The 22497-nt window shown below is 63.2% G+C and carries 21 protein-coding genes; 7 read left to right on the top strand and 14 right to left on the bottom strand.

Features of this window, described 5'->3' with window-relative positions; translation table 11 throughout:
- Nucleotides 1-2: 2 nt before the first annotated feature.
- Genes C8K61_RS05115 through C8K61_RS05095 form a run of 5 tightly spaced genes read left to right on the top strand, consistent with a single transcriptional unit; the run spans nt 3 to nt 5129 of the window.
- Nucleotides 3-1772 carry a bifunctional alpha/beta hydrolase/class I SAM-dependent methyltransferase gene (locus C8K61_RS05115; RefSeq protein ID WP_108095124.1) on the top strand — a complete coding sequence of 590 codons (1770 nt, stop codon included), beginning with the start codon at nt 3-5 and terminating at the stop codon, nt 1770-1772.
- Nucleotides 1769-3115 carry a phosphatase PAP2/dual specificity phosphatase family protein gene (locus tag C8K61_RS05110; RefSeq protein WP_108095123.1) on the top strand — a complete coding sequence of 449 codons (1347 nt, stop codon included), beginning with the start codon at nt 1769-1771 and terminating at the stop codon, nt 3113-3115. The genes C8K61_RS05115 and C8K61_RS05110 overlap by 4 nt, the downstream gene beginning before the upstream one ends.
- Nucleotides 3112-3546, top strand: a complete 435-nt coding sequence (locus C8K61_RS05105; RefSeq protein ID WP_108095122.1) for a hypothetical protein — start codon at nt 3112-3114, stop codon at nt 3544-3546. The genes C8K61_RS05110 and C8K61_RS05105 overlap by 4 nt, the downstream gene beginning before the upstream one ends.
- A 10-nt stretch (nt 3547-3556) precedes the next feature.
- Entirely contained in the window at nt 3557-4201 is a 645-nt protein-coding gene (locus C8K61_RS05100) for a 1-acyl-sn-glycerol-3-phosphate acyltransferase (RefSeq protein WP_108095121.1), read from the top strand.
- A gap of 1 nt (nt 4202) precedes the next feature.
- Nucleotides 4203-5129 carry a phosphatidate cytidylyltransferase gene (locus C8K61_RS05095; RefSeq protein WP_108095120.1) on the top strand — a complete coding sequence of 309 codons (927 nt, stop codon included), beginning with the start codon at nt 4203-4205 and terminating at the stop codon, nt 5127-5129.
- Nucleotides 5130-5166: 37 nt separating this feature from the next.
- On the opposite strand, the gene C8K61_RS05090 is transcribed toward C8K61_RS05095, so the two are convergent.
- The 10 genes from C8K61_RS05090 to C8K61_RS05045 form a co-directional block, all read right to left on the bottom strand.
- A complete protein-coding gene (locus tag C8K61_RS05090) occupies nt 5167-6105 on the bottom strand; it encodes a carbohydrate kinase (protein ID WP_108095119.1) in 939 nt (312 codons plus the stop codon).
- 37 nt (nt 6106-6142) lie between these two features.
- Nucleotides 6143-7618, bottom strand: a complete 1476-nt coding sequence (gene xylB / locus C8K61_RS05085) for a xylulokinase (RefSeq protein WP_108095118.1) — start codon at nt 7616-7618, stop codon at nt 6143-6145.
- Between the two features lie 9 nt (nt 7619-7627).
- Nucleotides 7628-9133 carry a mannitol dehydrogenase family protein gene (locus tag C8K61_RS05080; RefSeq protein ID WP_108095117.1) on the bottom strand — a complete coding sequence of 502 codons (1506 nt, stop codon included), beginning with the start codon at nt 9131-9133 and terminating at the stop codon, nt 7628-7630.
- A 9-nt stretch (nt 9134-9142) separates the two neighbouring features.
- The gene (locus C8K61_RS05075; RefSeq protein ID WP_108095116.1) at nt 9143-10252 is read right to left on the bottom strand and encodes an ABC transporter ATP-binding protein; all 1110 of its coding nucleotides are present in this window, start codon (nt 10250-10252) and stop codon (nt 9143-9145) included.
- 27 nt (nt 10253-10279) lie between these two features.
- Nucleotides 10280-11113 (bottom strand): carbohydrate ABC transporter permease, encoded by an 834-nt coding sequence (locus C8K61_RS05070; RefSeq protein ID WP_108095115.1) that lies wholly within the window; start codon nt 11111-11113, stop codon nt 10280-10282.
- A 13-nt stretch (nt 11114-11126) separates the two neighbouring features.
- Nucleotides 11127-12059 (bottom strand): carbohydrate ABC transporter permease, encoded by a 933-nt coding sequence (locus C8K61_RS05065; RefSeq protein ID WP_108095114.1) that lies wholly within the window; start codon nt 12057-12059, stop codon nt 11127-11129.
- Between the two features lie 94 nt (nt 12060-12153).
- A complete protein-coding gene (locus C8K61_RS05060; RefSeq protein ID WP_108095113.1) occupies nt 12154-13464 on the bottom strand; it encodes a sugar ABC transporter substrate-binding protein in 1311 nt (436 codons plus the stop codon).
- A 224-nt stretch (nt 13465-13688) separates the two neighbouring features.
- Nucleotides 13689-14594, bottom strand: a complete 906-nt coding sequence (locus tag C8K61_RS05055) for an AraC family transcriptional regulator (protein ID WP_108095112.1) — start codon at nt 14592-14594, stop codon at nt 13689-13691.
- A gap of 59 nt (nt 14595-14653) precedes the next feature.
- Nucleotides 14654-15715, bottom strand: coding sequence for a PA0069 family radical SAM protein (locus tag C8K61_RS05050; RefSeq protein ID WP_108095111.1), 1062 nt, complete (start codon nt 15713-15715; stop codon nt 14654-14656).
- A gap of 85 nt (nt 15716-15800) precedes the next feature.
- Nucleotides 15801-16796, bottom strand: a complete 996-nt coding sequence (locus C8K61_RS05045) for a bile acid:sodium symporter family protein (protein WP_108095110.1) — start codon at nt 16794-16796, stop codon at nt 15801-15803.
- An 88-nt stretch (nt 16797-16884) separates the two neighbouring features.
- Here C8K61_RS05045 and C8K61_RS05040 point away from each other — a divergent pair, with 88 nt between their 5' ends.
- Nucleotides 16885-17688 (top strand): helix-turn-helix domain-containing protein, encoded by an 804-nt coding sequence (locus C8K61_RS05040; protein ID WP_108095109.1) that lies wholly within the window; start codon nt 16885-16887, stop codon nt 17686-17688.
- 111 nt (nt 17689-17799) lie between these two features.
- On the opposite strand, the gene C8K61_RS05035 is transcribed toward C8K61_RS05040, so the two are convergent.
- Genes C8K61_RS05035 through prlC form a run of 3 tightly spaced genes read right to left on the bottom strand, consistent with a single transcriptional unit; the run spans nt 17800 to nt 20900 of the window.
- Entirely contained in the window at nt 17800-18570 is a 771-nt protein-coding gene (locus C8K61_RS05035) for a DUF1835 domain-containing protein (protein ID WP_108095108.1), read from the bottom strand.
- A gap of 15 nt (nt 18571-18585) precedes the next feature.
- A complete protein-coding gene (locus tag C8K61_RS05030) occupies nt 18586-18852 on the bottom strand; it encodes a YheV family putative zinc ribbon protein (RefSeq protein ID WP_108095107.1) in 267 nt (88 codons plus the stop codon).
- Complete coding sequence (gene prlC, locus C8K61_RS05025; RefSeq protein WP_108095106.1) at nt 18852-20900, bottom strand: oligopeptidase A; 2049 nt, start codon at nt 20898-20900, stop codon at nt 18852-18854. Before prlC ends, C8K61_RS05030 begins: the two co-directional genes overlap by 1 nt.
- A 115-nt stretch (nt 20901-21015) precedes the next feature.
- On the opposite strand from prlC, the gene C8K61_RS05020 reads away from it, so the two are divergent.
- Complete coding sequence (locus C8K61_RS05020; protein WP_108095105.1) at nt 21016-21558, top strand: gamma carbonic anhydrase family protein; 543 nt, start codon at nt 21016-21018, stop codon at nt 21556-21558.
- Nucleotides 21559-21675: 117 nt separating this feature from the next.
- Here C8K61_RS05020 and C8K61_RS05015 read toward each other — a convergent pair whose 3' ends face one another.
- Nucleotides 21676-22434, bottom strand: a complete 759-nt coding sequence (locus tag C8K61_RS05015; RefSeq protein WP_108095104.1) for an SDR family NAD(P)-dependent oxidoreductase — start codon at nt 22432-22434, stop codon at nt 21676-21678.
- Nucleotides 22435-22497 lie beyond the last annotated feature (63 nt).

Genomic DNA, 22497 nt, shown 5'->3' with positions numbered 1-22497 from the left:
GGATGGAAACCCAACGCCTGCAACACAACGCCACTTTTCCCACCCATGACGGCGTTGACCTGTTCTATCGCTACTGGCCTGCCGTCGATGCCACCCCCGACGCCCCGCGCAAAGCCATTGTGCTGCTGCACCGTGGCCATGAGCATTCCGCGCGCATGGCGCACCTGGTGGACGAACTCAACCTGCCGGACTTCGCCTTTTTTGCCTGGGACGCTCGTGGCCATGGCCATTCGCCGGGCGAGCGCGGCGACAGCCCGAGCTTTGCCGCCAGCGTGCGCGATGTGGAGGACTTCGTCGCCTTTATCCAGCGCGAGCATGGCATTGCCATCGAAGACATTGCCGTCGTGGCGCAAAGCGTTGGCGCCGTGTTGGCCGCCACCTGGGCCCATGACTACGCGCCGCGCATTCGCTGCATGGTGCTGGCCTCGCCGGCCTTCGATATCAACCTTTACGTGCCCCTGGCGCGCCCGGGTCTGACCTTGCTGCGCAAGCTCAAAGGCAACTTCTTCGTCAAAAGCTATGTGCGCCCCGGCATGCTCACCCATGACAAGGCGCGCGCCGAGAGCTATGCCAGCGACCCGCTGATTGCCAAGGCGATTTCGGTCAATCAGCTGCTCGGTCTGTATGAGGCCGCCGACCGCGTGGTAGCCGACGCCGAGGCGATTCAGGTACCGACCCAACTGCTGATTTCCGGCGCCGATTTCGTGGTCAAGCGCAAACCCCAGGAGCTGTTTTTCCAGCGCCTCGGCACGTTGCAGAAGGAGCGTCATCTGCTCCCCGGGTTCTACCACGACACCCTCGGTGAAGCGGATCGCCACCTGGCCGTGAGCAAGGCGCGCGGCTTTATTGAGCTGCAGTTCAGCCAGCCGCTGAGCCGCCCGCAGCTGTTGAACGCCGACCTTATAGGCTTCACTAAATCTGAAGCCGAAGGCCTGGCCACGCCGCTGCCGCCGCTGTCGCCCGCCGGCCTTTACTGGCGCGTCACCCGTGCCTCGATGGGCTTGGGCGCCAAATTGTCGGCTGGGGTGAAGCTGGGTTTCGACACCGGCTTCGACTCCGGCAGCACCCTGGATTACGTGTACCGCAACACGCCGACCGGCACCGGTTCGCTGGGGCGGATGATCGATACCAACTACCTCAACTCTATCGGCTGGCGCGGCATCCGGCAGCGCAAGCTACATATCGAAGAGCTGCTGCGTGACACCCTGCAGACGTTGCAAGCGCAGGGCAAACCGACGCGTATCGTCGATATCGCCGCCGGCCATGGCCGCTACGTGCTCGAAGCGCTGCAGGGCCTGGAACAACGCCCGGACTCGATCCTGCTGCGCGATTACAGCGACCTCAACGTCAGCCAGGGCAGTGCCCTGATCGCGGAAAAAGACCTGGCGGATATTGCCCAGTTCGTCAAAGGCAACGCTTTCGACCCGGTCAGCCTGGCCAGCCTCGATCCGAAACCGACGCTCGCGATTGTCTCGGGCTTGTATGAACTCTTCGGCGACAACAGCATGGTCAGCGCTTCCCTGGGCGGTTTGGCCGAGGCGGTTGAACCCGGCGGTTATCTGATTTACACCGGCCAACCCTGGCACCCGCAGTTGCAGCTGATTGCCCGCGCCCTGACCAGCCACCGTGGTGGTCAGGCCTGGGTGATGCGCCGTCGTACCCAGGCCGAGATGGACCAGTTGGTGGAAGCGGCAGGGTTCCGCAAGGTTATCCAGCGCATCGATCAATGGGGCATTTTCAGCGTCAGCCTGGCGCAGCGGATCGAGGCATGAGCGAGGCCGTCACCCTGGCGCCCGTGCATCCGCAATTGAGCGTGCGCCAGCGCTTTCCCCGGGCGCTGGTGTGGCTGCTGATTCTGGCGCCGCTGTTCTTCGCCACCTACAGCTTAGCCAACTGGTTCACCAGCCAGCGCGCGGACGTCGGCACCCTGGTATTTGCCTGGGAACACCACACGCCGTTCTGGGCCTGGACCATCGTGCCGTACTGGTCCATCGACCTGCTCTACGGCCTGTCGTTGCTGCTGTGCAGCAGCCGGCACGAGCTGGATATCCATGCCCGTCGCTTGCTCAGTGCGCAGGTTCTGGCCATTGCCGGGTTTCTGTTGTTCCCGCTCACCTACACCTTTGCCCGCCCGGAAATGACCGGCTTTTTCGCCTGGATGTTTGAGGTGTTGATGGGTTTTGACAAACCCTTCAACCAGGCACCTTCACTGCATATCGTGCTGCTCATCGTGCTGTGGGTACGCTACGCCGCTCACACGCCCAAGGGGTTGTTGCGGTGGTTGCTGCATATCTGGTTCGGGTTGATCGGCCTGTCCGTACTCACCACCTACCAGCACCATTTCATCGATTTGCCCACCGGCATTCTGGTGGGTTGGCTGTGTATCTGGCTCTGGCCATTGGATCGCCCCAGCCCGCTGGCGCACCTGCGCTGGCAGGCGCAGGCCAAAGGGCGACGCCTGGCTTTTTACTACGGGCTGGGCGGTTTGGCGCTCGGTGCACTGGGCGTCAGCGTTGGGGGCCTGGGTTGGTGGCTGACCTGGCCGGCCACTGCGCTGGTGTTGGTGGCATTGAATTACCTGCTGGTGGGCGCCGCCGGTTTCCAGAAGCACGCTGACGGCGCGCTCAGCTGGGCGACGAACTTTCTGTTCGGGCCTTATCTGATCGGCGCGTGGGTTAACTCGCGCTTGTGGACCGCACGCCAGCCGGCGCTAGTGCTGGTGATGGATGACGTGTGGCTGGGGCGGATTCCCAACAAAGGCGAACTCGACGGCATGCCGATCCGGGCCATTGTCGACCTGTGCGCCGAGTTGCCGTGCACGAGTGCCGGCTGCGCTTACCACAACCTGCCCACCCTCGATCTGCTTCCGCCCAGCCCGGAATTGCTGCAGGCCGCAGCCAAGGCCATCGAGCAGGCTCGGCAACAGGGGCCGGTGCTGGTGTGTTGCGCCCTCGGTTATTCGCGCAGCGCCGCAGCGGTAGCCGCCTGGTTGCTGACTACCGGCCGTGCGGCCGACCCGCAGGCGGCCGAAGCGCTGCTGCGTCAGGCCCGGCCTGGTGTGGTGCTGCGTGAAGAGCACCGGCGCAACCTGGCTGCGGTAGGAGTAGAGACATGAGCGATCTGCGTTTGCTCAGCTGTGCCCGCTTGCTCGAACAGGGGCAGCGGCTGGATCAGTTATCCACAGGTCTGAGTGTGGTGGCACTGGCCAGTGCCTTGCTGCTGACCCTCCAGTACAAGTGGGTGCTGGTCGCCGTATTGCTAATGCTCGCGTTGCTGGCCGGCGCGCTGGAAAAATACTGGGCCATGCGCGTGGCCTTCGATGCGGCGCTGTTTGCTCGCCTGGCCGACGCCGATGACCTGGACGCAGCCACCGCGCAACTGGACGACGGCCTGCTCGGCCTGGGCCTGATGCCGGCCGCCAATGTCGGACGCGACTGGACCTTGCGCTGCAAGGGCGCCCTGGGTCTGCTGCGCAAGCAGGGCCTGGCGTTCGCTGTACAACTTCTGTTGGCGGTGGCCGCTGTAGCGGCTGGCGCGTTTGCCTAGAGGACGCCCTATGTCACATGTATCGGATTACAGCTGGCGCGGCGCCTTTGTCGCCCGCCTGATCATTGGCTTTGCGGCCGCTGTCACCGGCGCACGCGCGCTGTGGGTTGGCTGCGCGCCGGATCCGAAACCGCGGGTCTACTTTGCCAATCACAACAGCCATGGCGACTTCGTGTTGCTGTGGTCGTCGCTGCCCAGCCATATGCGCGGCAGCACCCGGCCAGTGGCCGGGGCCGATTACTGGGGCAAGGGTGGTGTGCGCAGCTTTCTGATCAACAAGGTCTTTCGCGGCGTGCTGATCGCCCGAGCGCCCACCGCCGAGGACCCCAACCCCATCGACCAGATGGGCGCGGTGCTGGAGGGCGGCGAGTCGCTGATTCTGTTTCCCGAGGGCACCCGTAACCTTGAAGACGGCCTGCTGCCGTTCAAAAGCGGCCTGTTCCACCTGGCCAGCCGTTGCCCGGATGTGGAGCTGGTGCCGGTGTGGATCGACAACCTCAAGCGCGTGATGCCCAAGGGCCGTACGCTGCCTTTGCCCTTGCTGTGCACCCTGACCTTCGGCACGCCCCTGCAGTTGCTGGAGGGTGAAGCCAAGGCAGACTTTCTCTCCCGCAGCCGTGAGGCATTGCTGGCCCTGACGCCTGAGGAGGCCTGAGATGGATCGGCAAACCCTGAATGTATTTATCGCCGTCGGGCTGTTTCTGGCCCTGGCGTCCTTGGTGGGGCAGATCCTGAAATGGAAGAAAGGCGCCACCCCGGTCATCGAAAACCTCAACGCGCGGATCAACGCCTGGTGGGTGATGGTGGCGATTCTTGGCGTCGCGTTCTTTTTCGGCAAAGCCGGCGTGCTGGTGCTGTTCTTTATGCTGTCGTTCTTCGCCCTGCGCGAATTCATCACCCTGACGCAGACGCGCATGGGCGACTACCCGGCGCTTGTGGCGGCGTTCTACTGCGTGCTGCCGTTCCAGTACTTCCTGGTCTATACCGAGTGGTACGGGCTGTTCAGCATCTTTATCCCGGTGTACGTGTTCCTGCTGATGCCGTTCCTGGCCTCGATTGGCGGTGACACCACGCGCTTCCTCGAACGCACGGCCAAGGTGCAATGGGGATTGATGATCTGCGTATTCAGCATCTCCCATGTACCGGCGCTGCTGACCCTGCATATCGCCGGTTATGAAGGCCGCAACCTGCTGCTGATCGCTTTCCTGGTGCTGGTGGTGCAGTCCTCGGACGTACTGCAATACATCTGGGGCAAGCTGCTGGGCAAAACAAAAGTGGCGCCCAATCTGTCGCCCTCCAAAACCCTGGAAGGCCTGATTGGCGGCGTGGTGTCGGCGACGCTACTGGGGGGCGCGCTGTTCTGGATGACGCCGTTCAGTTTTCTCGGCGCGTTGGCCCTGGCCTTCGTGATTTGCCTAATGGGCTTTATCGGCGGGCTGGTGATGTCGGCCATCAAGCGTGACCGTGGGGTGAAAGATTGGGGCCATATGATCGAAGGCCACGGCGGCATGCTCGACCGCCTGGACTCGGTGTGTTTTGCCGCGCCGGTGTTCTTTCATCTGGTGCGGTACAACTTCACCTGAGCCTGGACGGTGGCCTGCCGCGCTGCGTTGAGGGGGGTTACACCACCACGTCGTGCTGATGGGGCAGATCCGGCCCGGTGCGCGAGCAGGTCACGGCGGCGGCTGCCACGGCGTAGGTGAGCAGGCTTTCAATCTCCTCCCGACTCAAGCTGGCCACCCCGTGCGGGCTATCCAGTTCCGCCCGGGTCAGCCAGGCCAGCAACGCCGCCTGAAAGGTATCGCCCGCGCCCACGGTGTCTTTTACCTGCACCGGCCGGGCCGGCACGCCGAAGCTGCCGTGCTGGCGACTGAATGCCGTGGCGCCACCGGCGCCGCGCGTCATCAGCACCAGCTGGCAACGCCCACCCAGCCAACGCTCGATGATCTGTTCCGGCGCCGTCTGCGGATAGAGCAGCTGCAGGTCTTCATCGCTGACCTTGATCAGGTCCGCCAACTGCGCCAACTCTTCCACCCGCGTGCGCCATAGCTCGACATCGGGCTGCGGGTTGAGGCGCACATTGGGGTCAAGGCTGATCAACCGTTTGCCCGTCTCGCGGCGTACCAGTTCCAGCAAGGTGTCGCCAATCGGCTGTACCACCAGCGAGAACGAACCCACGTGCAGGCCGCGCACCTCCGCGCCCAACGCCGGCAGGTGTTCAGTGCGCAACGCACGGTCGGCGCAGCCCTCGCCACGGAAGGAATAGCGCGGGTGGCCGTTGGCATCCAGTGCCACCATGGCCATGGTCGATGGCGCATCGAACGCCACCAGAAACTGCTCGCTCACGCCTTCCTCGACCAGCACCCGCCGTAGGCGCTCACCGAGAAAATCGGTGGACAGCCCGCCAAACAGCGCCGACTCCACGCCCAGCCGGCGCAAGCCCACTGCCACGTTGAATGGTGAGCCGCCGGCGATGGCTTTGTACTCAAGCTCGCTGCTGCGCCCGCCGGCGGCCTGGGTGAAAAAGTCGAACAACGCTTCGCCGCAAACCAGGTACATGGGGAACTCCTGAAACGCATAAATAGGTGGGGATAGCTTATTGCAGCTGCATGACCTGCTGCCGGTAACTTTGGTACACCGGCTCGTACGCGGCGCTGGCGGCTGGGTCGGGTGTGGTCACGGTGCGCGTATCGAGGCTTACGCAGCGATGGCACAACGCGTCCAGACTGCCTTCGCCGTCGCTCCACGCCGCCTGAATCGCCGCGCCCAATGCGGCCGCCTCAGTGTGCTGCGGGCACACCAGCGGGGTGGCCATGATATCGGCGACGATCTGCCGCCACACCGAGCTTTTTGCCGCGCCGCCGATCAAGCGGATCTCGCGGCTTTCGAGGCCGCTGGCGCGCAGCAGGTCGAGGCCATAACGCAGGCCGAAACACACGCCCTCCAGCACCGCACGGCAGAGGTTGGCGCGGGTCAGGTTATCGCTGGTCAGCCCCAACAGGCTGGCACTGGCCTGGGGCAGCGCCGGCACCCGCTCGCCATTGAGGAACGGCAGCATCAACACCCCTTCGGCGCCAATCGGAGCTTGCGTCACCAACGTCCCGAAGCTGGCCAGGTCGAGCTCCAGCAACTGTTGGATGGCGCCGGTGGCGTTGGTCAGGTTCATGGTGCAGATCAGCGGCAGCCAGCCGCCGGACGAGGAACAGAAGGTCGCCACCGCCCCATGCGGGCTCACCTGCGGCTGCTCGGCATAGGCGTACAGCGTGCCGGAGGTGCCCAGGCTCATGGTGATGGCGCCGGGGCTGATATTGCCGGTGCCGATTGCACCCATCATGTTGTCGCCGCCGCCGCTGGCCACCCGCGCCTGCGGGTTCAGGCCCAGGCGCCGCGCCACATCCGGCAGCAGGGTGCCGACGCTTTCATCCGCGCCAATCAGGCTTGGTAGCGCATCGTTAAGGCGTCCGCTGGGGTCGATATGGCGCAGCAGTTCATGGTCCCACTCGCGGGTTCGCACATTGAAATAGCCAGTGCCGGAGGCGTCGCCGTACTCGCTGCAGTAGCGGCCGGTGAGCCAGAAATTCAGGTAGTCGTGGGGCAGCAGGATATGGGCAATGCGGCTGTAAATAGCCGGATGCTGCTCCTTGGTCCACAGCAGTTTCGAGACTGTGTACCCCGGCGCGATAGCCACGCCCAGGCGCGCCAGCGAGCCTTGTTCGCCACCCAGGTAATCGAGCAGGCGCTGGTTTTCGGCGGCCGACTCGGTGTCGCACCAGAGCTTGGCCGGGCGCAGCACCTGGCCCTGAGCATCAAGTAGCACCAGTCCGTGTTGCTGGCCGGAAACGCCGATGCCGACAATCTCCTGGCCGCTGATGCCCGCCTCGGCCAGCGCGGCGTGAATGGCCTGTTCAAACGCGTTTAGCCAGTCTGCCGGGTGCTGCTCACGGTGGCCGTTAGGCCCGCTGATCAGCCGATGCGGTGCGCCACCGGCGCCCAGCACCTGCCCACTGACAGCGTCGAGCACCAGGGCTTTGGTGCCCTGGGTACCGCAGTCGATACCGAGGTAAAAACCCATCACAAAACCTCAGCGATGCTGTTGCAGCAAATCGGCACGGCCGCCGTCCAGCAGCGCCTGCAGGGTGCCGCTCACGCCCAGGGTGCGCAGGTTATGCAGCTGGCGCTCGAACGCGGCGACAAAGGCGGCAGAGGCTGGAATTGCCGGACCGAACACCAGCTCGGCGCCAAGCAAACGGGCCGTCAGGCTGGCTTGGTCGGCCACCAGACTCTGCGCCCACTCCGCCCGCGGATCGGGAATACGGTAGGGGGTGCCCTGCTCATCTACGCCATCCAGATACAACGCCCAGGCCGCCACCACCAATGCCGCGCGATCCAGTTCGGCGCCATCGGCAATCAAGCGGTTCAGGGTCGGCACGATGAATTTGGGGAATTTTGACGAGCCGTCCGAGCACACCCGCTCCAGCTGGTCGGCAATCGCCTGGTTGGAGAAGCGCTCAATCAGGGTGTCTTTGTAATCGGTCAGGTCGATGCCCGGCACCGGTGCCAGCTGCGGGGTCACGTCGAGGTCCATAAAACGCCGTACATACCGGCGGAACAGCTCGTCGTTCATGGTCTCGTGCACAAAGCGGTAGCCCTTGAGAAAACCCAGGTAGGTCAGGGCCAGGTGGCTGCCGTTGAGCAGCTTGATCTTCATCTCTTCATAGGGCGACACGTCGTCGGTGAACTGCACGCCGACCTCTTCCCAGGCCGGGCGGCCGTTGACGAACTTGTCTTCCAGCACCCATTGCAGGAACGGCTCGCACACCACTGGCCAGGCATCGTCGACGCCATGCTCGCGGGCCAATTGCTGGCGGTGGGCGTCACTGGTCATTGGCGTAATGCGGTCGACCATGGCATTGGGAAAGCTGACGTTGTCTTCGATCCACAGCGCCAGGTCGGCATCGGCCAGGCGCGCATAGCTGAGCAGCGCCTTGCGGGTCACCGCGCCGTTGTGCGGCAGGTTATCGCACGACATCAGGGTAAACGCCGCCGTGCCAGCGGCGCGGCGTTTGGCCAGGGCGGCACACAGAAAACCGAACACGGTTTTTGGCGCCTGCGGGTTGGCCAGGTCGTGCTGGATGGCCGGCAGCTCGGCGAGGAATTCGCCGCTGGCGTCATCGATGCAGTAGCCGCCTTCGGTAATGGTCAACGACACGATGCGAATCGCCGGCTCGGCCAGTTTGTCGATCAGCGCCTGGGCCGAGTCTTCGGCCAGCAGCATCGCGCCGATCACGCCGACGATGCGCACTTCCAGATCCGGCGTGTCGCCCAGTTCCACCTGGGTATACAGGTAGTCCTGGCTGGCCAGGGCATCGCGCATCGCGCGGTCTTCGCTGCGCAGGCCGACGCCGCAGATGCCCCAGTCCAGATCCTTGCCCTGGTTCTGCAAGGCTTCGGTGTAGATCGCCTGGTGGGCGCGGTGAAAACCGCCGACGCCGATGTGGGCAATGCCTTGCGTTCGTGCGCCGAGGTCATAGGCGGGCAGAGCGATATAGGGCACCAGGCGGGTCAGGTTGGAGCGGTTGAGCTTCATAAAAAATCCTTACGCGGCCTGCTCGGCAGCGCTGCGTTTATCAATGGCAACGCCTGCGGCATCGAAGAGGTGGCAATGGGCGGTGTCGAAGGCCAGCTCCAGCGGCTGGCCATAGGCCGGGGCGAAGTCGCCGCGCACGCGGATGGTCAGGTTCTCGCCGGAGGCGGTACGCACGTGGCAATAGGTGTCGCTGCCCAGCCGTTCGCTGACATCGGCGATCACCTGCAATTGGCCTTCGCCGGCCGGCACGATATTGAAATGCTCCGGGCGCACGCCGAGGGTCACGCTGGCGCCCGGCGTCTGCCCGCAGGCTACCCGCGGCAAGTGCAGGTTGGCGCCGGCATCGAGCTGGACTTCGCAGCTGCTGCCATCCACACCGCCCACCGTGCCGCGCAAAAAGCCCATCTTCGGCGTGCCGAGAAAGCCGGCGACAAACAGGTTGGCCGGGTGGTTGTACAGCTCCAGCGGCGAACCCACCTGCTCGACACGCCCGCCGTTGAGCACCACCACCTTATCGGCCAGGGTCATGGCTTCGACTTGGTCGTGGGTGACGTAAATCATCGTCGCCTTCAGCTCTTTATGCAGACGCGCCAGTTCCAGGCGGGTCTGCACGCGCAAGGCGGCGTCGAGGTTGGACAGCGGTTCATCGAAGAGAAAGATCTTCGGGTTGCGCACAATCGCCCGACCAATCGCCACCCGCTGACGCTGGCCACCGGAGAGCTGCTTGGGCTTGCGCTCCAGCAGGCGCTCCAGTTCGAGAATGCGCGCGGCGTTGTCGACCTTGGCCTTCACCGTGTCCTTGTCGACCCGCGCCAGGTCGAGGGCAAACGACAGGTTTTTGCGTACGGTCATGTGCGGGTACAGCGCGTAGGTCTGGAACACCATGGCCAGGTCGCGCTTGGCCGGCGCCAGGTCGGTGATGTCCTTGCCATCCAGGGCGATGGTGCCGCTGGTGACTTCTTCCAGGCCGGCGATCAGGCGCAGCAGGGTGGATTTGCCGCAGCCCGACGGGCCAACGAACACCACGAATTCGCGGTCGCGCACATCCAGGTCAATGCCCTGAATGATGGCGTGGCCATCGAAGCCTTTCTGCAAATTGCGAATGCTGAGATCAGCCATGGGAGCACTCCTTGAATACGCGGCCGGTCATTTCACGGCACCAAAAGACAGGCCACGCACCAGTTGCTTCTGGCTGATCCAGCCAAAAATCAGAATGGGGGCGCAGGCGAGGGTGGAGACGGCGGACAACTTGGCCCAGAACAGCCCTTCGGGGCTGGAGTAGGAGGCCACCAGTGCGGTCAGCGGGGCAGCGGCGGAAGAGGTCAGGTTGAGGGACCAGAATGCCTCGTTCCAACAGAGGATCAGCGACAGCAGCATGGTCGAGGCCAGGCCGCCTCGGGCAATCGGCAACAGCACACGGCCAATTTCCTGGAAGGTGGTGGCGCCGTCCAGGCGGGCGGCTTCAAGGATATCCACGGGAATATCCTTGAAGTAGGTGTACACCATCCACACCACGATCGGCAGGTTGATCAGGGTGTAGATCACGATCAGCGCCAGGCGTGAATCGAGCAGGCCCATGCTTTTGCACAGCAGGTAGATCGGCATCAACACGCCCACCGGCGGCAGCATTTTGGTCGACAGCATCCACAGCAGCGTGCGTTTGGTGTGGCGGCTTTCATGGAAGGCCATGGAGTAGGCCGCCGGTACCGCGATGAGCATGCACAGCAGGGTGGCGGAGAACGAGATCAGCACCGAGTTCCAGGCAAAGCTGAAGTAGTCGCTGCGCTCGTTGATGTGCAGGTAGTTCTCCAGCGTCGGCATAAAGAACAGCTGCGGCGGCGTGGCGATGGCGTCCATCTCGGTCTTGAAGCTGGTGAGGATCATCCAGAAGATCGGGAAGAAGATCAGCAGCGCCACGGCCCAGGACAAGGTGCCTACCACCACGCTGTGCAGGCGCCGGGATTGCTTTAAGGTCAGCATCGTCAGGCTCCTTTCACTGTTGGTCGGTGAGGTTTTTGCCGATCATCCGCACCAGGATGATGGCGGCGATATTGGCGATCAGCACGGCGATCAAGCCGCCCGCCGAGGCCATGCCGACGTCGAACTGCAGCAGCGCCTGGTTGTAGATCAGGTACGCCAGGTTGGTCGATTCGTAACCGGGGCCACCGCTGGTGGTGGTGAAGATTTCGGCGAATACCGAGAGCAGGAAAATCGTCTCGATCATCACCACTACGGCTATTGGTCGGGCCAGGTGCGGCAGGGTCAGGTGCCAGAAGATCGCGATGGGGCCGGCACCGTCCAGGCGCGCGGCTTCCTTCTGGTCCTGGTCGAGTGACTGCATGGCGGTCATCAGAATCAGGATGGCGAACGGCAGCCACTGCCAGGACACGATCAAGATGATCGACAGCAGCGGGTGATGGGCGAGCCAGTCCACCGGCTGGGCGCCGAAGAACTTCCAGATGGCGGCGAGAATGCCCGACACCGGGTGGAAAATCAGGTTCTTCCACAGCAGCGCGCTGACGGTTGGCATGATGAAAAACGGCGAGATCAGCAGCACCCGCACAATGCCACGACCCCAGAATTCGCAGGCCTCGAGCAAGGCGCTGATCAGCACGCCGAGGATCACGCTGATGGCCAACACGCTGCCCACCAGGGTCAGGGTGTGCAGGGCGCCGGGCATAAAGCCTGGGTCGGTGACAAAGAACTCGAAGTTCTCCAGGCCGACAAATTCGTTGTCACCGGGCGACAGCAGGTTGTAGCGGATCAGCGAGAAATACACGGTCATGCCCAGCGGCACGATCATCCATAACAGCAGCAAGGCAACTGACGGGCTGACCAGAAACCAGCCAGGCTTCAGCGCCCGGCGTTTCGCCCGGGGTATGGCGGCAGATGTGCCGGCGAGGGTGTCGAGGGCCGAGGAATTCATGGCGACTCCATGGGGTGGCGTAGAACGCCGGCAGGCGGGGGAGCACGTGCCGGCGGTGTTGCCTCTACGGGGGTAGATTCAGGACGGCAGCGCGTTACTTGGGGTAGCCGGCGCGCTTCATCTCACGCACGGTGCTGGTCTGCGCCGCGGCCAACGCCTGGTCCACCGGCATCTGCCCGGTGAGGGCGGCGGCGAACAACTTGCCGACCTGGGTGCCAATGGCCTGGAACTCCGGAATGGTCACCAACTGGATGCCCACATAAGGCACCGGGCGCACACCGGGGTGGGTCGGGTCGGCGGCTTTCAGCGATTCCAGGGTGACCTTGGCGAATGGCGCCGCGCTCATGTAGGTGTCGCTGTAGGTGGACGCACGGGTACCTGGCGGCACGTTGGCGACGCCGTCTTTTTCCGCGACCAGGGCGCCGTACTCTTTCGAGGTGGCCCAGGCACTGAAGGTTTTCGCCGCGTCTTTGGCCTTGGAACTGGTGGGGATGGCCAGCGCCCAGGAGTACAACCACGCGGCGCCTTTGTCGGTGACCTGCTTGGGCGCGTAGGTAAAGCCAACGTGGTCGGCAACCTTGCTCTGCGACTTGTCGGTGACGAACGAGCCGGCGACGCTGGCGTCCACCCACATGCCGCACTTGCCGCTATTGAACAGCGCCAGGTTCTCGTTGAAGCCGTTGCTGGAAGCGCCCGGCGGGCCGTATTTGTTCATCGTCTCGACGTAGAAACTCAGCGCGTTTTTCCATTCGTTGCCGCTGAATTCCGGCTGCCATTTTTCATCGAACCAGCGCGCGCCGAAGGCATTGCCGACGGTGGTCACCAGCGCCATGTTCTCGCCCCAACCGGCCTTGCCGCGCAGGCAGATGCCGTATTGGTCCTGGTCGGGTTTATTTAGTTTGGCGGCGAAGCCGGCGATCTGTTCCCAGGTCGGGTGCTCAGGCATCTCCAGGCCGGCGGCCTTGAACAGGTCGGTGCGGTAATAGGTGATCGAGGCTTCGGCGTAGAACGGCAGGGCATACAGGGTGCCCTTGGCGGACAGGCCTTCACGTACCGAGGGGAACACGTCGTCGAGGTCGTAATTGGCCGGCAGGTTGGTCATCGGCTCGAGCCAACCCTTGGCGCCCCACAACGAGGCTTCGTACATGCCGATGGTCAGCACGTCGAACTGGCCACCCTGGGTGGCGATGTCAGTGGTCAGGCGTTGGCGCAGGACGTTTTCTTCCAGCACCACCCATTTCAGTTTGATCTCGGGATGCTGCGCTTCGAAGGTTTTCGACAGCTTTTGCATGCGGATCATGTCGCTGTTGTTGACCGTGGCGATGGTCAGGGTTTCGGCCGCCAGGGTAGCGGCGGACGAAGACAAGCAGAGGGCGGCAACCAGTGCCTTGAGCGTGTGGTTCATGGTGTTGAACTCCTCTTGGCGGCCAGGTCGGCTGCGCAAGACATTATTGTTTTTGTTTGACCGGGGTCGATTACACGCCTGCTGGCCGGGGCGAACAACGCCGCGCCTGCACCTTTACCGATACTTTTTTGCACTGTTGAGATGAGCGAATTCTGCCTGGAAAGCGCGCGCAGGCGCTTTAGCACGGTAATCAGAGGCGGATAAGCAGTTGCGCAGGGTGTGAATCAGTACAGGTTTTGCTCGGTCATCCGTTGCGTTACCAGGCGACGGTAACCGGACGGGGTCATGCCCTTGAGCTGCTGGAAGCGGCGATTGAAGTTCGACACATTGCTGAAGCCCGACTCGAAACAGACATCAGTGACCGGCTTGTCGCTGGTGCTCAACAACTCGCAAGACTTGCTTACCCGCAGGCGATTAACGAACTCGACAAACCCCCGGCCGGTGGCCTGTTTGAAAAACCGGGAAAAGTAGGTGGGGGTCATGCCCAGTTGTTCTGCCACCTGTTCCTGCGACAGGTCCTGCACATAGTGCTGAAAGATGTAATCCACCGCCCGGTTGATGCGCTCCACGTTGCTCTCATCGGCCAGCTCGGCGGCGCGCACGGCCGAGAGCAGCTGGTAATCCTCCGTGGCGGCCAGCAGTTCCATCAGAATCAGAAAATGCCCGAGGCGGGTCATGCCGCTGGAGTCGGCAATCCGCTGCATCAGCCCACGCACCTCGGCAATCAACCGCGGGCAACGAAACTCGATGCCGTATTGCGCACGCCCCAGCAGCGGCGCCAGACCTTGCAATTCAGAGAACACCGCGCTGCCGCTGTCGAGCACTTCATCAGTGAAATTCACCAGCATGTCGCGCTGCGGATACACCTCATCGGCGGCCACCTGACTGATCCAGTTGTGCGGCAGATTTGGGCCGGTAAGGAACAGCGTGTCCGGGGCAAAGTTGCCGATGTAATCACCGATAAACACCTTGCCCGAACTGGCCACGATCAGGTGCAGCTCGTATTCCTTATGGAAGTGCCAGCGCACCAACGGACTGGGAAAACCATGCTGGCGATAGATCAGCGAATGGCCTTCGTGGTCATCCATCAACTCGTAGGACGGGTCGGTAATTCGCGACGTGCGGGCCATGCTGCGCTACCAGTAACGGGGGGCTGGAGCGATGAACCATAACGCGCGGAGCAGAGTGCCTACAACAGATTCATCTGCGCCCCCGGCGGGCAGAACTGGCTGCAATCCAGGTCGAAATCGCCGCGCCGGTTCAGGTCCAGGCGCTTGATTGCCAGCTTGAAGCGCTGGTTCAGCAGTTCGGCAAAGATGCCTTCGCCTTTCATCCGCACGCCAAAGCGGCTGTCGTAGTTTTTGCCGCCGCGGGACTGGCGAATCAGGCTCATCACGTGCGCCGCGCGGTCGGGGAAATGGCTGTTCAGCCACTCCTCGAACAACTCGGCAATTTCCAGTGGCAGGCGCAGCAGGATATAGCCGACCGAGCGCGCACCGGCGTCTTTGGCGGCGGCGAGAATCTGTTCGAGCTCCATGTCATTGATCATCGGAATCACCGGCGCCACCAGGGCGCTGACCGGCACGCCGGCTTCATGCAGCTCTTTCATCGCCCGCAGGCGTGCCTTGGGTGAGGCGGCGCGTGGCTCCATGATGCGTTTCAGTTCGTCGTCCAGGGTGGTCATGCTGAAGGCCACGCTGACCAGGTTGCGACTGGCCAGTTCGCTGAGCAGGTCGAGGTCGCGCAGGATCAGCGAGCTCTTGGTGATGATGTGCACGGGGTGGCGGTAGCGCAGCAGAATTTCCAGGCTGCGGCGGGTGAGTTGCTGTTCGCGTTCGATCGGTTGGTAGGCGTCGGTGTTGATGCCCAGGGCGATGGGGGCCGGCACATAACCGGGCTTTTGCAGTTGCTCTTCGAGGCGGTTGGCGAGGTTGGTCTTGGCGATCAGCTTGGTTTCGAAATCGATGCCGGGCGACAGGTCCCAGTAGGCGTGGCTGGGGCGGGCGAAGCAGTAGCTGCAGCCATGCTCGCAACCGCGGTAGGGGTTTACCGAGCGGTCGAAGCCGACATCCGGGGAGTTGTTGCGGGTGATTACGCTCTTGGCGAATTCCTCGCGGACTTCAGTAGTGAAGGTCAGCGGGGTTTCTTCCTGGTACCAGCCATCGTCTTCGCGCACCGAGCGGGTGGCGGCGAAGCGATTATGCGGGTTGCTGGCCGTGCCACGGCCGCGGGGCGGGAGAAACTGCGACATGGGCGTATCCGTGAATACAATACTGTATGCATAAACAGTAATTTATTCGACAGATACGCGCCAGCCGTACTTAGGAAATTTCCGCTCAGCGGCTTTCGGCAGCCGCTGTGTCTTCGCCTTCGCTGCGCTCGGAAAAACGCTGAGCCAGCACCGCGCAGACCATCAGCTGAATCTGGTGGAACAGCATCAGCGGAAGAATCAGCAGGCCGATGGAGCCGCCGGCAAACAGCACCTGGGCCATCGGCACACCGGTGGCCAGGCTCTTTTTCGAGCCGCAGAACAGAATGGTAATGCGGTCTTCCATATTGAAACCGAGCCACTTGCCCAGCAGGTGGACGATGGTCAACGCCAGTGCCAGCAACACGCAGCAGGCCAGCACCAGGCCCAGCAGTTTCGGCAGCGGCACCTGATGCCATAGGCCTTCGATCACCGCTTCGCTGAAGGCGGTGTAGACCACCAGCAGAATCGAGCCTTGGTCGACAAAGCGCAGCCAGTTCTTATTGGCCGCCACCCAGGTGCCGATCCAGCGACGGGCGATCTGCCCGGCAATAAACGGCAGCAGCAGTTGCACGCTGATCTTCAGGATCGCATCGAGGGTCGAGCCACCTTCGCCGTGCACGTTGAGCAGCAGGGTGACCAGCAGCGGCGTGAGAAAGATCCCGAACAGGCTGGAAGCCGCCGCACTGCAGATGGCGGCCGGAATATTGCCGCGCGCCAGGGAGGTGAAGGCAATCGCCGACTGCACGGTGGCCGGCAGCGCGCAGAGGTAGAGGATGCCCATATACAGCTCGTTGCCCACCACCGGCGACAGCACCGGTTTCAGCGCCAGGCCGAGCAACGGGAAAAGAATAAAGGTGCAACTGAACACCAGCAGGTGCAGGCGCCAATGGCCGGCGCCGGCGATGATCGCTTCACGCGAGAGCTTGGCGCCGTGGAGGAAAAACAGCAGGGCGATGGCGATGTTGGTGATCCAGCCAAAGGCCACGGCGGTGCTGCCGCTGCAGGGCAGCAGGCTGGCGGTGGCGACGACGGCGATCAGGGTGAGGGTGAAGTTGTCGGGGAGCAGCTTGGAGCGGGCCATGGGCGTGGTACCGGGGACGGGTTGCCAAAGGGTAGGCCGGGACTTTACCGTGGCAAACTATTGCCGACTAACGCCAGAAAGCCAGAATATGCCGCCTAACGGACAGATTCCGCCCCAGCCCCTTGGTCAACGCCGTGTTCCCGACATGGTCAACCTGCCGCGTCCGGTGTTTGCCCGCGCCGAATCGCTGCCGTTGCAGGTCGGCACGCCGCGCCATAGTCACCCCTGGGTGCAGCTGTCGTACGCCATTCAGGGCGTGCTGCATGTGCACACCGACGCCGGGAGCTTTGTCGCCCCGCCGCAGCGGGCGATCTGGATTCCTGCTGGCTTGGAACATGAGGTGATCAGCTCTCCACACACCGAATTGCGCGGCTTGTACCTCGATTGCGCAGTCACCGGTTGGGCGCCCGGCCATTGTCGGGTGCTCAGTGTCAGCCCGCTGACCCGAGAGTTGATCAGCCGTTTTTCCGCCTTGCCGGTGGAGTACCAGGAAGACGGTGCCGATGGCCGGCTGGTGCAGGTGCTGCTGGACCAACTGCGCAGTGCCGAGGAAGTGCGGCTGTCACTGCCATTGCCCACCGACCCGCGTTTGCAGCAGTTGTGCCGGCAGTTGCAGGCGCACCCCGACGATGGCCGTAGCCTGGCCGATTGGAGTGGGCAATTGGGCGCTTCGGAAAAGACCCTCAGTCGCCTGTTTCTACGCGATACCGGGCTGACTTTTCGTGCCTGGCGCCAGCGCTTGCGGCTGCTGGGCGCGTTGTCGCCGCTGGAGCAGGGGGTGCGGGTAACGGACGTGGCGTTGGCCTGTGGGTATGACTCGACGTCGGCGTTTATTGCCGCGTTTCGGCAGCAGTTCGAGTGCACGCCGGGGGAGTTTTTTCGGCGGGGTTAGATCAGGCACTGTCATCCCAGCGCAGGCTGGGATCCAGGCTATTGCGTCTTGGGCAAAGGCGTGTGCCATCCGGAATTCTGGGTCCCAGCCTGCGCTGGGACGACGGTGGGTTTAGGAGGGGTTGCGAACGCTCAGCTCGGTATACGGGTAAGCCTCGGCATCATCGGAAAGCTCCAACCGCCCCGTCTTGGCCAACTCTCTTGCCCGCCAGAACAGAAAGAAGTCGCTGGCAAAGAACCCGTCGCTATGCCCCATCACTTCGGCCATTGGCCGCGCCAGCGGTTGCCACTGGGCGCTGCAGGCAGTCAGCAGTGCATGGTCGATGGCGCGGTAATCTTCGCCGTGGAAACTGCCATTGAACCAACGCCGCACCAGCGCGTTGTCACTCACGGCCTGCTTCCACTGCGCCGCCAGGTGCTGACGCCGCGCCGGGCTAACCAGTTTGGGTTCGTACAGGTTCAGCAGTTCATCCGGCGCATGCATGGCCACCGCCCGACGCCAGGCCACGCGGCTGTCGCCTGTGCCGCAGGGCACTTCGAAAAACGGCAGGTGGCTGTGTTGCACGGCGGCGGCAACGCGGCACAGCATGAGTTGCTCAGAGGCACTGTCGCCGTGCCAGAGGGTCACGGGTTCGCTATGGGTCGCCAGGCTGGCCAGCCATGACACGTCATCACTGAGCCCTGCAGCAAAGTCCGGAGCCGGTTGCACCGACGCCGGCCACGTTGCCTGCCAAAAGGCTACTCGCTGACCGCAGGGTGGCTGGTCGACATCCGCCAGCGGGCCGACGGCGAGGTCGTCGCGCAGCACCTGCAGCGACAGCTCCTCGCCGACCACGCGGGTCACGCCTTCGGCGGCGTTGTCGCCACACACCACGTGCCACATAACGGTGCTCCGCAATTACTCGGTGGGTTTTTTCAGCTTCGGGTTCGGGAAAAACTGCACGCCCTGCACCTTGGGGTCAGCCTGTTTCACCGCGATCTTGTTGACCCGCGTGCCCAACTCCCTGGGAACCGACTGACCCTGCTCGTTCAAGGTATCAGCGTAGCCGCAGGCCACGCATTCGCGGTTCGGAGTGCCGTCGACGTCCCACATCTGGATCTTGTCGCTTTCGCTGCACGCCGGGCACACGGCGCCGGCGATAAAGCGTTTTTTGCCGATCGCCATTACGCTGCCTCCGCGCTCAGACCGAGGTGCCGCAGCAGGGCGTCGATGCTCGGCTCGCGGCCGCGGAAGTCGACGAACAGCACCATCGGCGCTTGCGAGCCACCACGGGCGAGAATCGCCTCGCGGAATGCACGGCCGGTTTGCTCGTTGAGCACGCCGTCTTCCTCGAATTTGGAGAAGGCATCGGCCGACAGCACCTCAGCCCACTTGTAGCTGTAGTAACCCGCTGCGTAACCGCCGGCGAAAATGTGCGCAAAGCTATTGGGGAAGCGGTTATAGGCCGGTGGACGCATTACCGAAACCTCGCTGCGGATGCCTTCCAGCACGTCCAGCACCGAACGACCGTCGCCATGGGTGGCGTGCAGTTCGAAGTCGAACAGGGAGAACTCCACCTGCCGCGCCATCATCAGGCCGGACTGGAAGTTTTTCGCCGCGAGCATCTTTTCCAGCAGGTCCTGCGGCAGGGCTTCGCCGGTTTTGTAGTGACCGGAAATCAGCGCCAGGCCTTCAGGCTCCCAGCACCAGTTCTCCATAAACTGGCTCGGCAGCTCCACCGCATCCCAAGCCACACCATTGATGCCTGAGGCACCGGCGTGTTCGACGCGGGTCAGCAGGTGGTGCAGGCCGTGGCCGAATTCGTGGAACAGGGTGGTGACTTCATCGTGGGTCAGCAGCGCCGGCTGGTCGCCGACTGCCGGGGTGAAGTTGCACACCAGATTGGCCACCGGGCTGACCACGCTGCCAGCGGCGGTGCGGCGTTTGTCGCGCGCGCCGTCCATCCAGGCACCGCCGCGTTTGTTGGCGCGGGCATAGAGATCGAAGAAGAAGCGGCCGACATGCTGGCCGTTTTCCTTGATTTCGAACAGGCGGACATCCGGGTGCCAGGTGTCGAAGCCTTTCAGTTCGGCGATTTCGATGCCGTAGAGCTTCTGCACGATGGCGAACAGGCCGCTCAGTACTTTGTCGATGGGGAAGTAGGCACGCAGGATTTCCTGGGAAATGCTGTAGCGCCGCTCACGCAGTTTTTCGCTGTAGTAGCCCACGTCCCAGCTTTGCAGATCGGTGCAGCCGTGTTCGTTGGCGTAGCCGCGCAACTCGCTGAGGTCCTGTTCGGCAAACGGCTTGCTGCGCTGCGCCAGGTCGCGCAGGAAACTCAGCACCTGGTCGTTGTTCTCGGCCATTTTGGTCGCCAGGCTGAGCTCCGAGTAGTTGGCGAAACCCAAGAGTTGAGCAAGCTCCTGACGCAGGTCGAGGATCTCGGCCATTACCGGGCCGTTGTCGTTCTTGCCGGCATTCGGGCCCTGGTCGGAGGCGCGGGTGCAGTAAGCGGCGTACAGCTCTTCACGCAGGGCACGGTCGTTGGCGTAGGTCATCACCGCGTAGTAGCTGGGGAATTCCAGGCTGATCAGCCAGCCGTCCAGCTCTTTGGCCTGGGCTGCTTGCGCCATCTGCGCCTTGGCCGAATCCGGCAGGCCATCCAGGGCATCTTCGTCGAGGATGTGTTTGGTCCAGGCCTGTGTGGCATCGAGCAGTTGGTTGGAGAAGCGGCTGCCGAGCTCCGAAAGTTTCATCTGGATGGCGCCGTAGCGCTGTTGCTCGGCGGCCGGCAGGTCGATACCGGAGAGGCGGAAATCGCGCAGGGCGTTTTGCAGAATGGTGCTTTGCGCTACATCGAAATTGGCAGCGGCCGGGCTGTTGGCCAGGGCTTCATAGGCCTGGAACAGGGCGCGGTTCTGGCCGAGTTCGGTCCAGTATTCCGACAGCTTCGGCAGGCAGGCCTCGTAGGCCTGGCGCAGCTCGGCGTTGTTGCACACCGCGTTCAGGTGGCTGACCGGGCTCCAGGCACGGCTCAGGCGCTCGCCTTGCTCGTCCAGCGCGAGCACCAGACCGTCCCAGGTCGGGGTTTGCGGTTGTTCGGCCAGCAGCTTGGCCAAGGCTTCGCGGCCTTCACGCAGCAGGGTGTCGACGGCAGGCTCGACGTGCTCTGGGCGGATGGCGGAGTAGGGCGGGAGGTCGAAGGCTTGCAGTAGAGGGTTGTTCTCGCTCACGACGGTCACCTGTCTGGCTGTGAAATTTGCACCGAAGCTAATTGGATGCGCTCCAGCGAATATGGCGCCATCTTAATTACAATCAAGGCCGGACGCAGCTTAAGAGGTTTCTATCGTGGCAATTCGAACTTACCAAGGCACCACACCCCAGCTCGGCGAAAAGGTTTTCGTCGATGCATCGGCGGTGGTGATTGGCGACGTGGTACTGGGCGATGACAGCTCGGTCTGGCCGTTGACGGTGATTCGCGGCGATATGCACCGCATCCGTATTGGTGCGCGTACCAGCGTGCAGGACGCCAGCGTGTTGCACATCACCCACGCCGGGCCGTTCAACCCCGATGGTTTCCCGCTGCTGATTGGCGACGACGTGACCATCGGCCACAAAGTGATGCTGCACGGCTGCACCGTAGGTAACCGCATTCTGATCGGCATGGGTTCGACGGTAATGGATGGCGCGGTGATCGAGGACGAGGTGATTCTCGGCGCCGGCAGCCTGGTGCCGCCAGGGCGGGTGCTGGAGAGCGGCTTTCTGTATGTCGGCAGCCCGGCCAAACAGATACGCCCGCTGACCGAAAAGGAGCGGGCGTTTTTTACCTACAGCGCGGCGAATTATGTGCGGTTGAAGGACCAGCACTTGGCCGAAGGGTATGACGCGTAGGTTGGGTTGAGCCAACGGCGAAGCCCAACAGGCCGGCCATCGGCCGGCGCGTATCGGTCCTAGTCCTAGTTGGGCTTCGCTGCGCTCAACCCAACCTACGTCGCTCCTACAAAAGGGTTAGAGAAACATCCCGCCCGACGCCTCGATGCGTTGGGCGTTGATCCAGCGGCTGCCGTCGCTGAACAGCAGGGCAATCGCCGCGCCGATATCGTCTGGCATGCCTACCCGGCCCAGCGCGGTGTTGCTGGCCACCATGGCATTCAGCGCCGCGTTGTCACGCACGGCACCGCCACCGAAATCGGTTTCGATGGCGCCGGGTGCCAGGGTATTCACGCTGATGCCACGGGCGCCCAGCTCTTTGGCCTGGTAACGGGTCAGCACCTCAATGCCGCCTTTCATCACCGCATACGCGGCGTAACCCGGAAGGGCAAAGCGCGCCAGGCCGGACGAGACGTTGACGATTCGGCCGCCATCGGCCAACAGCGGCAGCAACCGCTGCGTCAGAAAGAACGGGCCTTTGAGGTGCACGTTCACCAACTGGTCGAACTGCGCTTCGCTGGTTTCGGCGAAGCTGGCATGAATGCCCATGCCGGCGTTGTTGAGCAGAAAGTCGAAGCTGTCGCGCTCGAAGTGGCCGCTCAGCGCGCTGCGCACGTTATCGGCAAAGTTGGCGAAGCTGGCGCTGTCGGCAACGTCCAGTTGCAGCATCACGGCGCGGCCGCCGGCTTCTTCGATCTGTGCCACCAATGCCTGCGCTTCGTCGCGACGGCTGTGGTAGGTGCCGATGATGTCGACGCCCTGGGCGGCCAGGTGCAGTGCTGCGTTTTTGCCGAGGCCGCGGCTGGCGCCGGTGATCAGTGCGATTTTACGGGTCATGGTGGGTATCTCCAGAAGGGCTAGCGGTGAGGTCGAGGCCACTGTAGGGTTTGCGCATAAGCC

This window comes from Pseudomonas sp. GV071 (assembly GCF_003050835.1).
Lineage (GTDB): Bacteria > Pseudomonadota > Gammaproteobacteria > Pseudomonadales > Pseudomonadaceae > Aquipseudomonas.
The sequence above is the reverse complement of the archived record's forward strand: the minus strand, read 5'-3'. Positions and strand labels throughout refer to the sequence as shown.

Bases quoted from the DNA above. Each gene is read 5' to 3' on its own strand.
- C8K61_RS05015 (WP_108095104.1), bottom strand. From the start codon at position 22,434: ATGACCCGTAAAATCGCACTGATCACCGGCGCCAGCCGCGGCCTCGGC.
- C8K61_RS05105 (WP_108095122.1), top strand. From the start codon at position 3,112: ATGAGCGATCTGCGTTTGCTCAGCTGTGCCCGCTTGCTCGAACAGGGG.
- C8K61_RS05090 (WP_108095119.1), bottom strand. From the start codon at position 6,105: ATGTACCTGGTTTGCGGCGAAGCGTTGTTCGACTTTTTCACCCAGGCC.
- C8K61_RS05035 (WP_108095108.1), bottom strand. From the start codon at position 18,570: ATGTGGCACGTGGTGTGTGGCGACAACGCCGCCGAAGGCGTGACCCGC.
- C8K61_RS05115 (WP_108095124.1), top strand. From the start codon at position 3: ATGGAAACCCAACGCCTGCAACACAACGCCACTTTTCCCACCCATGAC.
- C8K61_RS05050 (WP_108095111.1), bottom strand. From the start codon at position 15,715: ATGTCGCAGTTTCTCCCGCCCCGCGGCCGTGGCACGGCCAGCAACCCG.
- C8K61_RS05095 (WP_108095120.1), top strand. From the start codon at position 4,203: ATGGATCGGCAAACCCTGAATGTATTTATCGCCGTCGGGCTGTTTCTG.
- C8K61_RS05075 (WP_108095116.1), bottom strand. From the start codon at position 10,252: ATGGCTGATCTCAGCATTCGCAATTTGCAGAAAGGCTTCGATGGCCAC.
- C8K61_RS05110 (WP_108095123.1), top strand. From the start codon at position 1,769: ATGAGCGAGGCCGTCACCCTGGCGCCCGTGCATCCGCAATTGAGCGTG.
- C8K61_RS05040 (WP_108095109.1), top strand. From the start codon at position 16,885: ATGCCGCCTAACGGACAGATTCCGCCCCAGCCCCTTGGTCAACGCCGT.
- C8K61_RS05030 (WP_108095107.1), bottom strand. From the start codon at position 18,852: ATGGCGATCGGCAAAAAACGCTTTATCGCCGGCGCCGTGTGCCCGGCG.
- xylB (WP_108095118.1), bottom strand. From the start codon at position 7,618: ATGGGTTTTTACCTCGGTATCGACTGCGGTACCCAGGGCACCAAAGCC.
- C8K61_RS05045 (WP_108095110.1), bottom strand. From the start codon at position 16,796: ATGGCCCGCTCCAAGCTGCTCCCCGACAACTTCACCCTCACCCTGATC.
- C8K61_RS05055 (WP_108095112.1), bottom strand. From the start codon at position 14,594: ATGGCCCGCACGTCGCGAATTACCGACCCGTCCTACGAGTTGATGGAT.
- C8K61_RS05100 (WP_108095121.1), top strand. From the start codon at position 3,557: ATGTCACATGTATCGGATTACAGCTGGCGCGGCGCCTTTGTCGCCCGC.
- C8K61_RS05060 (WP_108095113.1), bottom strand. From the start codon at position 13,464: ATGAACCACACGCTCAAGGCACTGGTTGCCGCCCTCTGCTTGTCTTCG.
- C8K61_RS05070 (WP_108095115.1), bottom strand. From the start codon at position 11,113: ATGCTGACCTTAAAGCAATCCCGGCGCCTGCACAGCGTGGTGGTAGGC.
- C8K61_RS05080 (WP_108095117.1), bottom strand. From the start codon at position 9,133: ATGAAGCTCAACCGCTCCAACCTGACCCGCCTGGTGCCCTATATCGCT.
- C8K61_RS05065 (WP_108095114.1), bottom strand. From the start codon at position 12,059: ATGAATTCCTCGGCCCTCGACACCCTCGCCGGCACATCTGCCGCCATA.